Origin of the sequence: Clostridium sp. OS1-26, assembly GCF_030915445.1 — a bacterium.
Classification (GTDB): Bacteria; Bacillota; Clostridia; order Clostridiales; family Clostridiaceae; genus Clostridium_AM.
This window is the reverse complement of the sequence record NZ_CP133264.1, coordinates 3,167,406-3,179,995: the sequence shown is the minus strand read 5'-3', so window position 1 is coordinate 3,179,995 and position 12,590 is coordinate 3,167,406. Positions and strand designations below refer to the sequence as shown.

Annotated in this window: 10 protein-coding genes and 3 pseudogenes; 2 read left to right on the top strand and 11 right to left on the bottom strand. The window is 31.9% G+C overall.

What is annotated here, in order from left to right:
* Positions 1-41 precede the first annotated feature (41 nt).
* Positions 42-200: pseudogene (locus RCG18_RS15505) on the top strand (winged helix-turn-helix domain-containing protein); the annotation flags it as partial.
* A gap of 108 nt (positions 201-308) precedes the next feature.
* Positions 309-758: a transposase gene (locus RCG18_RS15500; protein ID WP_308036947.1), complete on the top strand. Its 450-nt coding sequence runs from the start codon at positions 309-311 to the stop codon at positions 756-758.
* Positions 759-780: 22 nt separating this feature from the next.
* On the opposite strand, the gene RCG18_RS15495 is transcribed toward RCG18_RS15500, so the two are convergent.
* From RCG18_RS15495 to RCG18_RS15450, 11 genes and pseudogenes are all read right to left on the bottom strand, one after another.
* A complete protein-coding gene (locus RCG18_RS15495) occupies positions 781-1,134 on the bottom strand; it encodes a histidine kinase dimerization/phospho-acceptor domain-containing protein (protein WP_308036946.1) in 354 nt (117 codons plus the stop codon).
* Between the two features lie 55 nt (positions 1,135-1,189).
* Positions 1,190-2,578: a DUF4179 domain-containing protein gene (locus RCG18_RS15490; RefSeq protein ID WP_308036945.1), complete on the bottom strand. Its 1,389-nt coding sequence runs from the start codon at positions 2,576-2,578 to the stop codon at positions 1,190-1,192.
* A 1-nt stretch (position 2,579) separates the two neighbouring features.
* A complete protein-coding gene (locus tag RCG18_RS15485) occupies positions 2,580-3,098 on the bottom strand; it encodes a sigma-70 family RNA polymerase sigma factor (RefSeq protein ID WP_308036944.1) in 519 nt (172 codons plus the stop codon).
* A 132-nt stretch (positions 3,099-3,230) separates the two neighbouring features.
* Positions 3,231-3,347: pseudogene (locus tag RCG18_RS29095) on the bottom strand (hypothetical protein); the annotation flags it as partial.
* Positions 3,344-4,219 (bottom strand): HAMP domain-containing sensor histidine kinase, encoded by an 876-nt coding sequence (locus RCG18_RS15480; RefSeq protein WP_308036943.1) that lies wholly within the window; start codon positions 4,217-4,219, stop codon positions 3,344-3,346. The pseudogene RCG18_RS29095 and the gene RCG18_RS15480, both read right to left, overlap by 4 nt.
* A complete protein-coding gene (locus RCG18_RS15475) occupies positions 4,207-4,593 on the bottom strand; it encodes a hypothetical protein (RefSeq protein ID WP_308036942.1) in 387 nt (128 codons plus the stop codon). The genes RCG18_RS15480 and RCG18_RS15475 overlap by 13 nt, the downstream gene beginning before the upstream one ends.
* Entirely contained in the window at positions 4,577-5,269 is a 693-nt protein-coding gene (locus tag RCG18_RS15470) for a response regulator transcription factor (protein ID WP_308036941.1), read from the bottom strand. The genes RCG18_RS15475 and RCG18_RS15470 overlap by 17 nt, the downstream gene beginning before the upstream one ends.
* An 89-nt stretch (positions 5,270-5,358) precedes the next feature.
* Positions 5,359-6,648, bottom strand: coding sequence for a S8 family serine peptidase (locus RCG18_RS15465; RefSeq protein ID WP_308036940.1), 1,290 nt, complete (start codon positions 6,646-6,648; stop codon positions 5,359-5,361).
* Positions 6,649-6,985: 337 nt separating this feature from the next.
* A pseudogene (locus RCG18_RS15460) lies at positions 6,986-8,542 on the bottom strand (alkaline phosphatase).
* A 310-nt stretch (positions 8,543-8,852) separates the two neighbouring features.
* Positions 8,853-10,472: a vanadium-dependent haloperoxidase gene (locus RCG18_RS15455; protein WP_308036939.1), complete on the bottom strand. Its 1,620-nt coding sequence runs from the start codon at positions 10,470-10,472 to the stop codon at positions 8,853-8,855.
* Between the two features lie 197 nt (positions 10,473-10,669).
* Entirely contained in the window at positions 10,670-12,589 is a 1,920-nt protein-coding gene (locus tag RCG18_RS15450) for a glycosyltransferase (protein ID WP_308036938.1), read from the bottom strand.
* Between the last annotated feature and the right edge of the window lies 1 nt (position 12,590).

Below are 12,590 nucleotides of genomic sequence, written 5' to 3'. Positions count from 1 at the left end.
AATTATATAGGGTTCCAAAATCTAATAACGCCTTAGCTGAATATGTATATCAAAACTATGGTATTAAGTATTGTGGCGAAAGCATAAGGCTTATTCTTCACAAGAATAAAATAAGCTTCAAGCGTTCTCAACCAAAGCCGACGAAGGCTGATAAAACTGAACAGGACAGCTTTAAAAAAAATGTCCAAAATGCTACATAATTTAGAATCCACAGATAATGTTGTTGTTTATGCCTTAGATGAAACTTCTGTTTCAGTAGAGTCCAATAATCGTTTGTCCTGGAGACCGATAGGGCATCCCCCTCTATATTGCAAAAAAATGGCTCTCATGATGGGGTAAATCTTATTGGAGCTACTGAAATTTTAAGAGGTTCTCATACTGTTGTTGACGTTTATAATTCTCAAAAGACCATAACCTCTGTTGAAACAATGGATTTCCTACAATATCTCATAGATATAAACCCTAACAAAATGGTTTATGTCGTTTGGGATAATGCTAAATTTCATACTAGTAAAGCTGTTAGAAAGTTCTTGGAGTTTAAAGATGAAGTAATTTCTATAATATATCTTCCTAGGTATTCCCCGTACATGAATCCACAGGAAAATATATGGAACTGGCTGAAATCTAATCTTTATAAGCCTTCAGCTAGAGAAAGTATTGAGGAACTTATATCTGATATCTCAGATATATTTAACGAATTAAACTCCAATATATCTAGAATATATTCGCTAACCTACGCCAGGAATTTCCTAGTATAGGTTAACATTCTAGCTTGTAACCCTATATAGACAATTTAAAAGCCACTTTACCATCCTTTATACTTCCTTCTACATATCCGTTATGAATTTTTAATATCTCTTTAACTATCTGCCTTATTAGTTCTTGAACATATATAATCTCTTTATTAAATTCAATATCCTTAGAAGATAACTTGGAATATTGAAAAAAATCATCTAGCATGGATTTTAAAAATAGACTTTTCCTATTTATTTTATCTATGTAGCTTTCAAATTCTTTCTTGTCTTCATATTTTTCTTCTTTTATTATGTTTAAATATCCTAATATTGAGGTTAAAGGAGTTTTTAAATCGTGAGAAATATTTGTTAAAAATGTTCTTAACCTGCATTTTTTCATGAATATAAGCACTATAATAGATAAAAATGTAGTTATTTAACTTATCTTCGTTTTTTTATTTTTTTAAATCTACATATCCAACTTCCTTATACATTTCATCATAGTTGCCTATGCATATAACTAAATTTTTGATATCTCTATCATACTCTATAACTTTATCGTCTTTAGTTAAACTTCTCTTTTTAGGTACAGTAACCTTATACTTATTATTTCCTAAAACCTCTGGACGTACTATGTTATAAGCATCTTTACTTTCTTTACTCATAGTTTTATCGTAAATACTTATTCCACCTCCAAACCCAAAAGTATACACTGGAACTTTCTCTGAACTAAATATAATTTCAATTTGATTATCTTTTTCACTTATAGAATTAACTGTAAGCTTTTTATTTTTACCTACTGAAACATCAACTGGTAGTTTAGAGTTTAATGCTATATACTGTACATTTTTAAGCTTATTTGGAGAATATTTTTCAACCTTTGATTTTAATATTTTAATGCTGTCTAATTTACTTCCTTCAATTTGTTTATAAAAAGATGTAACATCTGTTGAAAGAGCTTTTTTCGCTATACCACCAATATCTACTTGTTGAAATTCATTTCCTTTTGAATCCATTACCACATAATCATATTTATCTGGTTTATATACTCCATACTCTGTTAACAATGATAGGTATGCTGGAGAGCTTGTCACTTTAGCTAGCTTTATTACATTAAATCCATCTACTATATATTTATTTAATCTAAAAATATTAACTTTGTCTTGTAAGTTCTGTTTTATCAATGGAATTTTAAAATTCCAATTCCCTTTTATATTGTTTACTTCAGAAAAACTTATGTTGAAGTCAAACTTATCAGGCATCACATCTTCACCAAGTACAGGGAACACCTCTGTAAATACAACCTTTGTATCCTCAGAATATAATGGGAATATTGCATTTGCTACATGCCTTTTTCCGTTAATTTCTACAACCTCACTGCTATTTTCTAGATTTTTATTTTTTAAGCTCTTGTCAATATTAACTTCATAAATAACATAAAAAGCTGCTTCATCATAAGCAATTTCTTTTATAGTTATAGTAACTCCTTTGTCATAAACTCCTTTATTTATCTCCACTGATACATTATTTAACTTGGATAAATTTTTAAACTCATCCCCATATTCACCAGATTTCGCCTTGTTAAATAGTGAGCTATCTCCTACAAATTTATTAATAATTGGTATTTCAGCTGCCAAAGTTGGAAGTATTGTTACAAAACCAGAAAAAATAGACAAAACCAATACAGCTGCTATACTTATCCTCTTTAATAAGTTTTTCTTTTTATTCTTAGGTTTTAAATTTTTTAAAACTTCATCTATTCCTACTGATATTTTTGGAGGAACTTTTATATCTTCACTATTTTTTATGATCTCTTTTAATTGCTTTTCAAAATTGTTTTCCATATTAAAGCACACTCCTCTCTTCATCACTTAAACACTCCTTTAAGTAACCTCTCGCCCTAGATAATCTTGATTTTATAGTTCCTTCTGGAATGTTTAAGCTTTCACTTATATTTTTTAAGCTCATATCTTCATAATAGTAAAGTATAATAAGTATTCTAAGTTCATAGTCAAGTTTGTTAATCGCATCCTTCATGTCGATTTTTCCACAGTGTTCTTCTTCATAAGACTTGTTTATATAATCCTCATATGCAACAATTTTTCTTTTTTTATTAATAATTGCATTGCAGCTATTAATAAGAATTTTTATTAACCATGTTTTAAAATACTCAGGTTTTTTTAAATTATTTATGGCTTCAAAAGCCTTAAGTATGGCATCTTGTATTCCATCTAAAGCATCATCATCATTTTTTAGCATAGCTATGGCTACTCTATACAAATCTTTTTCATAAAACTTTATAAGCTTACTAAAAGCTTCGTTATTACCTTTTTTAGCTAATTTTATCCAGTCTATATGTTCCATCTTACCCTCCATCTTGAAATATGATCATATTATGTATTTACGTATTAGATAAGCTAAGTTAACATTTGGTTCTCTAAAAAACAAAATAATGGAATAGTTTTTAAACTATTCCACATTGGCTTCTTATATATTTTATGTATTGCTATAAGTTTTTACAAACAATTTAAAAACTGCTCTCCCATCCTTTACACTTCCTTTTACATATCCATTATGAATCATTAATATCTCTCTAACTATGGATAAACCTAGTCCACTTCCATGTTTGCTTCTAGATTTGTCCTTCTTATAAAGCCTTTCAAAAAGCTTTTTATTTCTTCTTCATCTATCTCTTCTTCTGGTACATTACTTATGGATACAATGGAGAATGTGTCTTTTTCTATTAACTCTTTATAAACTTCTATATTAACTACTGTATTTTTCTTAGAATATTTTAAAGCATTGGATAAAAGATTATTCACAGCTCTAACTAATAATTCTCCATCACCTTTTATACTGATTGGTTCCTTAGATAGACTTAAGGATAGTTGTAAATCCTTATCCTGAAAAACTGGTGCTTCTTCTTCAACTATCTGCCTTATTAGTTCTTGAACATATATAATCTCTTTATTAAATTCAATATCCTTAGAAGATAACTTGGAATATTGAAAAAAGTCATCTAGCATGGATTTTAAAAATAAACTTTTCCTACTTATTTTATCTATGTAGCTTTCAAATTCTTTCTTGTCTTCATATTTCTCTTCTTTTATCATGTTTAAATATCCTAATATTGAGGTTAAAGGAGTTCTTAAATCGTGAGAAATATTTGTTAAAAATGTCCTTCTTTTTTCATCCTCTTTTTCAAGTTCTGATGCCATATAGTTTATGTCTTCCGCTAATTCTCTTAGCTCATTTCTGTATTTTAGTGGTACTCTATGGTCAAGTTGTCCTTGCGCAATAATTTTAATTGATCGCTTTATATTTATAATGTAATTTATTCTCCCTAAACTGAGTAAAGTGAAAATTATTATAAAGGTAAAAATTGCAGATAGTATTGCAGCGGCGTCTGAATTAGTGTGTCCCAAATAAAAGAAGTATACATAGTATCCATCCTTTAAATAATCACAGCCTGTCACTTGTGACATGTTTTTTTGAATTTTAAATTTGAAATTTCCCTTTTCCCATCAATAATTTTATCTGCATCAATTTTTGTTACATCTTTGTTTGGAGCTGCAATAACATCTCCATTTTTATTTACAATGTAGAATTCGAATCCATGAGCATTAAGCATATTAGCGAGTTTTTCGTAAATGTTTTTATCCTTTAAATCAATTTTTTCAAGATCCTTTTTAAAATAATGTAAATAAAGAGAAGTAACCTCTTCAATTCTTTCTTCATCACTTTTATTAGATATAAAGGGTGCATTGTTTCCCAAATAAAGGAATACCCATACTGAAACTATTAGGGATATAAGTGCAAATAAAGCAAGTTCTATCTTTAGATTAACTATTCTTTTCAATTTTATATCCAACTCCCCAAATAGTTTTAATGTATTTGCTCTCTTTAGCCTTATCCCCTATTTTTTCCCTTAGATTTCTCATATGCGCTAAGACAGTATTATCATTTTCTAAAAAAGTATCTTTCCATATAAATTCATAAATTGCTCTGGTGGAATAAACCCTTCCTTTATTTGAAGCTAAAAGATGCAATATTTCAAATTCTTTTGGAGTTAATTTTATATAGTCTTCATTTCTTTTAACACTGTATTCTTTAGTGTTTATTTCTAAATCCTTAACCTTTAAAATATAATTTTCATCCTCATTTAAATCTTTGCAGGTTCTTTTTAAAATAGCACGAATTCTAAAGGAAAGCTCGGTAAAATCAAAGGGTTTAACTACATAGTCATCGCAGCCTTTGATGAAACCAGAAACTTTGTCCATCTGCTCTCCTTTGGCAGTTAAAAATATCACTGGAATATCTGTAAACTCTCTCATTTTAGAAATAGTTGCATAACCATCTAAATTTGGCATCATTATATCTAATAAAACAAGAGAAAAGTTCTCACTACTTATAAGCTTAAGTGCTCTATATCCATCTTCAGCACAACTTACTTGATAGCCTTCTTTAGAAAAATAGCTGTACATCATTTCCCTTATATCACTATCATCATCAACAACTAATATTTTTTCATTCATAATAATCACCCTAAACCTTAATACTGTAACACCATTATACTATTTTGTTCATTGATAGGAATAGACTGGTATAAGCCCTCTTAACATTTTTACTTTTCTTTTTGAAGTTTGTCTACTAACCTTTCAACATTTACAATAGTGCCAAACTTGTATTTTTTGCCGTTTTTTTCTATAGTCTTTACATCTCCTGTAGCTATAACTTCTTTAAAGAAAAGTTCCGGAGTAATATCTGGTTTTATCTGACAGGCTAATGCATACAATCCTGCTGTATAAGGAATAGACCAACTCAAGCCCCCAGTTCTATAGAAAACGTAATCTGAGTTTCCAGTAGGACTTGCAACACATCTACTGTCCATAGGAACCATAATAGTATTATTAATAATTTTTTCAAAGGATGACCGTTCATTATATAACATACTTTGCCACCATATTCCTATATCATAACTATTAAGATCATTTGGGTCACTTAAAGGCTCTCTTCCAAGTCCTCTTAAATTTACGTTATAATATCTATCTAAATTAGAGGATACTACTAATACACCTTCACTTTGAGCTCTTTTTACTGCTTCATCTATTTCTTTAAAGCCCTTTTGATCTGGTTCCCAGCCTATAGATATAGATATTACTCTTATTTTTTTATCTTTAGGAAGAGTTTTATTTATTTCTAAAATCCTATCAACAGACTTTGCTAAATAGGTAAAGTCCCAACTATACTTCATTGTAATAAGACTTAATGGGGTTGTATTTCCATAAAACTCTGCAATATAATACAGATTGGCTTCTGGTGCAACACCTACATTTTTTCCCACTGCTATAGAACTAATAGCTGTTCCATGCATTGATGCTCCTCCATCTTCTTGAGCATGAATTTCTTCATAAAATTTTAATCTATCTTTATATTCTTTATGATCTGTTAAAAGCATTTGGTCAATAACAGCAACATTTACTCCTTTGCCAGTAACACCCTTTTCATTGACCTTTTTTACATTTAATCCTGGATCTTTCCCATATTCCATAATAGTTTCGGGATTAAATTCCTTAGGTAATGATTTAGGCCACTTTGTTTTGCTATCAAAATCAGAGTACATAAGATCGTTTATTCTATCTGAAATATTTAAATCTGAGAGATCAGTACTTCTTAAATCTACTTGAAACATCTTTAGAGATTTTTTATTATAGGAAGGTAACTTCTTTAATTTACCTTTATCATAATTTGCTGCTTCAGGTCGTCTTGCTATTCCACTGTTACCATCAACATGGGAATATTTATAAGTTCCTACCGGGAGAAAAAATGCTACCAACCCAATTGATGTAAATATTATAAAGATTGTAATTAGCACTTTCTTCTTGCTTCTATGTTTTTTTGTCTTACTAAACATAAACTTACTTCCTTTCTATAGCGCTGGGTATAGAATATCCTAGGATAACACTGTATACCTATATTTTTTAATCTCAATTACTATTCTAACGAACAAATATTTATATTTTATATAGTAAAAATAAAGAAAAAATAAAGATTTAAGTTTAAATTTAGTAGTATTTGGTGGATCTATTCTCACTCTACAAAAAATATAACCGCCTGTAGGTAGCTATTTAAGCCATCTACAGGCGGTCGAGGATTTCAATGGTGTATGCGAAGCACGGTGGGTGAAATCCACTATACTTAGCCTTTAAACTTTTTTCTTAACTTTTTGATACATATTTTTTATAAACTAACTACCTTATGAGCTCTACAACTTGCTTTGATACATAAGAGTTATCAATACTGTAACCATCTTTAGTCTTATTGCATACCGTTACGCCTTCAAGCTTGATTTCTTTTCCATTTAACCTTGCTATATTAGTGTAACCAAGGAGTTCAAGTGTTTTGTTTCCCTTTGTTACCTTAATCACTGGGTTATCTGCATCTGAAGCGTCTATTGCTGCCTTTGCTCCAGCCTCCTGGAAGGCCTCCTTTGCATTTACAAATAGCCTCTTAGTTGTTTGGTCAAGATTAAGCTCCAAAACTCTCGCCATATATTTTCCTACATCAGTGTTCTCAACTACGCCTTGAAGTTTTTCAACACCAGCTGGAGCATAATTAAATAGGGCTACATCTCCACCTACGTGTCCTCCATAAGCCCAGCATATATTGGCTCTATTGCTCACTACCTTATTAACGGAACCTTTCTTGATAAGTTCTATTTCATCATTCGTAAGGTTCTCTATACCATAATAATCCTTCAAAACCTTTTTAATTTTTGAATCATCTGCTCCATTTAACAATTCCTTTGCCAAGTCTAAAGAAGCTTTTGCCGATTTAAGATTATTGATACTTTCCTTAAAAGTTACACTTGAGTAATTACTATTTATACCGCCTACAGTAGGTCCGCCAGTGCCATGGTCCGCAGAAGACACTATAACAGTATTACCATCTTTCTTGGCAAAATCCAATGCCACCTTTACAGCTTCATCAAAAGCTACAATATCTCCAGCAAGTCCAGTAGGATCATTAGCATGAGCTGCCTAATCTACTTTACTTCCTTCTACCAAAAGAACAAAGCCATCATTATCCTTTGATAATACTTCTATAGCTTTCTTAGTCATTTCTGCAAGGCTCGGTTGATCTGAATTAGTAGTTTTACGATCAATATCATATTTTAAATCCTTCGGTGCAAATGCTCCCCAAAGTTTTGAAGAAGTGGATTTCATCATTCCTTCTTTAGTAGTTACATATTCATAACCAAGACTCTTTATTGTCTGCCTTAAATCCTTTCCATCTTTTCTTTTCCCATCAGCAGCTGGTGAAAAAAATTCATCTCCTCCACCCAGCATTATATCCATACCATTATAAATCTGCTGCTTCATAAGTGAATTGTAGTTATTTCTGTCTGGATCATGAGCAGTAAAATCTGCAGGAGTTGCATGCATCATTTCGCAAGTAACAACTGCACCTGTAGCTTTTCCTGCTAATTTAGCAGCCTCAAGCAAAGTTGCCGCTGGCCTATCATCAGGTAATACTCCAACGTGCTTATCATCAGTTTTATAACCTATTGAATAAGCAGTTCCACCTGGTGCAGAGTCAGTTATAGGCCCATTATACCAATATGTTCTTGTAAGACCTACTGCTATCTCATCCATTGCAAGTGGTTTACCACCATTGTACCATCTAGCTATAGTTATAGCCTCTACACTAGTACCATCTGGTATAAGCATAATGACATTTTTAGCCGTACCATTACTTTTCGCTTGTACATTATTATTGTAGCTAAAAGGCACTTGTCCCAAAATCATTAGCATGGCACATAGAAGTGCAATGACTGATTTCTTCATCTTAACCTGATGAAGCTTTACCATAAACAGTCCCTCCTTAAATATTTTGTACACTAATTTATATGCCGCCATATTATTAATAATTACGTTGATAAAATCCTAATCCATTAGAATCAATAAATTGAATGATTAATTTCTATATTTAAGATTCAGTTTTATACATGTTGCTTTGATGGAACTAAATTTTTAAAAATACTATCCTCATTAATCAAAAAATTATAGAAGATCTGCTTGAAACTGATTTAAAATTCATTTTCAAGCAGACCTCTTATTAAATTATTACCCTTGTACCATCAAATTTTGTGAAGGAAAAACCATGAAATTCTTCATTATAGGTATTTCTATAGTCCTGAAGTAATCCTATTGCCACAGCTTCTCCAAGTTTCATGCCCTCTAAACTGTCTGAACGCCAGTGAACACCTGCAAAATCTCGTGCAAGAGCGATATTGGCAGCAAGCTTATTTAATTCTCCCCCTACTTTTAGATTACCCCCAAGATATGGTTGTAACTTAAGCCCATCGGTGCTAGCTACTACTGGATTTGGAATAATATAATTCTCATTGAAAAATGCTTTTAGAATAGTTACCCCTGCTCCAATGTAAGCTGCATGACCTGCAGGATATGCCGGGTGAGTTGGGCATCCTTCAGGATAAGCCATAGGCAGAAGGTAGGTTCCATATTTTTTGAATACTATCTCTAATACATTTGAATTTAATAATTCTGGATTAATCGGATACCTTGCGACACATGTCTTAAGATTTTGTACGCATCCTCCAAACTCTTCGGGCCTTACTCTTCGATGCACCAAAAACTTTTGAAACCAGGCTGCTTCAAGAGCCATCCTAGCTGCACGAGTCGCAAAATCCAAAACATGTGCACTACCAAAGGTAGCAAATCCCTGCTGGGTCTTTGAGAATAAATAGGGATTACTCAAAGACAGAGCTCCCTGCCCAAAGCTTAGTAGTATCGAACAAGCCGTTTGTGACGCCTGAATGCTGCTGTCTTCATGGACATATCCGCCGAGGGCTCTGCCATTACTAATATATCGAGGTATTGGGTCAAGTTTTAATATTGAAGAAGGCGCCTGTCCATTCTGTATATTAAGCCATTCATTATATGAAGTCATATAATCGATTTTTTCCACAGGTACAATGTAGCTCTGTGCTATAGTTTTTGCCCCAAAGGGAATATCCTTCAAGAGGAACTGCGAAACATATGGTCCTTCCAAAGCGCCAGGTACATTACTACGGAAGAGTGTTCTCGTGGTGACTTTACATTTGCATTTAGGACCATCAAAATCCGAAAACTCTGATAAATCCTCAGCTGCAGCCCTAGTTATAGGGTTGATGTCATAATCTACAAAAGGAACATCACGAATTAAAGCCATCCAATAATCCTCAGCCATTTCGCTTGCTTCTAAGGCACTGGAAAAGCTCGGAGCCGGTGCCATAGTGAGATGATGAGAATCAGGTCCCACCATCTCATACGCATAGGAGGCTTGAGGGTTAGAGAATTTTGTAGTCCCTCCTAGTGGTAACAGCTCAAATTTTTCTGGATTTCCAGTGGTTAATATGCTTATCCAAATGTTGTAGGCCTCTAAATTTACTTCTCCTAACAAATTATGAGGCAAAGCCTTTGTATAATTTCCAATCTTATTTACATATAAAATTTCATCGCCATTGCATCTTTGACCTTGAAGAATCAAATTCTTCTGAAATAAAGCAGACTGAATTCGCTTTTCAAAGGCCTCAATTCGCCTCTGTTCAGGCGTCAAAGGTCCAATCTCGCACTGATCCATTATTGTATTATATTTAGGACATGCGGACTTATTAATACAAACTTTATCTTCGCCTTCATTCGTTTCTCTCTTTTTATCTTGCTTTTCTTCCACCTTAATCACTCCTACTATTTAATTAGAACTTTACTATATTCAAATTTAAATATACTATCTATATCAATTTTTCAGTATATTATATGTATCGAGATATATGGAGTGACTAAATTCCTATTCTTAATCTCAAATGTTATATAATATTATTAAAAGCTCGGCCTTAACCGAGCTTTAATATATTCTATAATTAACTTAATTTATTTATCTAAAGCACTTGTATAAATTTTCACAATTTCCTTTACACAATTATCGATGTCAAACATTTTTTCACACCAGCTTCTTCCCCATCTACCGACTTTTGAGACTCTATCTTTTCTTTTTAAAAGATATCTGATATCTTTTACTAAATTTGCTACATTGGGTTTTTCAAGAGCATCATGATCACCAAAATACATATCCCATTGAATATCTTTTCTACTTTCAGTTACAATTCCAGTATATCCTTGATTACCTATAGCAATTACAGGTTTTCTACACATCATCCCTTCTAATGCAACTCTGGCTGTTCCAATTATAATACTGCTTTGGAGATAATATGGTATTACATCCACTTTTGCTCCTATCATATGAACAACATCTCTTTCCGCCATTTCATTGATTACTTGTGCTTCTTTTTCTAAGCTTTCTCTTCCAGGGCCGTCCCCTACAATAATAACGTGTAGATTAGAATAGTCTTCTAAAAGCTGTGTGAAACTAAACAATAATACACGGGCTACATTGGTCTTGTTCCAATCTAATCTGCTGCAATAGCATAGTATCCCTGAGCTTTTGGGTATATTAAGTTCATCTCGTATATCTATATCCCTATAGGAATTATTATCCAAATCTCTACTAACTCCATTAGGAATTATAACAATTTTATCTCCAATTTTGTCTCCAAGTTTATTATACAGCATTTCTTTAACAGGCTTACTTACTGCAATTACCTTGGAGGCTTGAATACATGTAGAATAAAAAATATTATTAGGATAAAATAATCCGTGAATAGTAACTACATATGGTATCTTATACATTCTATAAAGCTCGCTGGCAAGCTGCATGCTTGCAAATAAATGGCAGTGAATAATATTTATTTTTTCCTCATCAATAATAGTTTTTAGTATTTTTATCATCCCAAATTTTTTCTTGTTCGATATATAATCACCATAAGTAGGAATTTTAATAACTTTTATTCCGTAGGACTTCATTATTACTTCCATAGGACCACCAGAAGTTGCTACGACCACATAAATTCCCATATCCATTAATTTTTTAGCAATATTAATAACGTGGGTCTCTGTTCCTCCAATATTCAATGCATCTACAAGCATTAATACCCTTAGCTCACTGTTCTCATTCAGTCGAATTTCTCTTTGTACATCAAAATTCAAATCCTTATAAAATTCCTTAAATTGAAAAGAATTCTTAACAGAAGGATCTTTAAGTAGTTTAGATGTATATTTAGAATATTCCTTTTGATTTACAACATGATAAGCGTCTTTGTGCCTTCTATAGGAATAAAGAATAGTATTTACCTTTTCTACAGGACTTAACTTTATAAGTTCTAATAATAATTCTGTTTGATCATCAAAAAGAGGAGTTTCACTATTATAATTCACCTTATCCATAAGTTCTTTACGAATCATTAAAGTTGGAAATATGAGTGGTAAAAAACCTGCTATAATTGATTTTTGAATTTCTTCATTACCTTTATAATAGTTTTGAATTCTCTCAACAAAAATACAATCTTTACGTAAGGATTGATCTCTCGTAAAACAAGATATAAGACATGAGACCATCCCAATCTTCGGATTAGCTTTCAAATAACTCTGTTGAATTTCTAGACGAGTAGGTAAACTTATATCATCCCCATCATGTCTTATTATAAAATCTCCTTTTGCAAGCTTATAGCCTTCTGCAAAGGCTGATGCAATTCCTTGGTGCTCTTTTAAGTTAATTAAATGAATCCTTTCATCTTGTATTTTAGATATTTTTTCTACTGTACTATCCTCTGAAGCATCATTTACAATTATTAATTCCCAATTTGTATATGTCTGTTCGCGAATACTTCTAATACTTTCTTCCATGAATTCTTCACAATTATACACGGGCATTATTATACTAATTAACGATCCCATA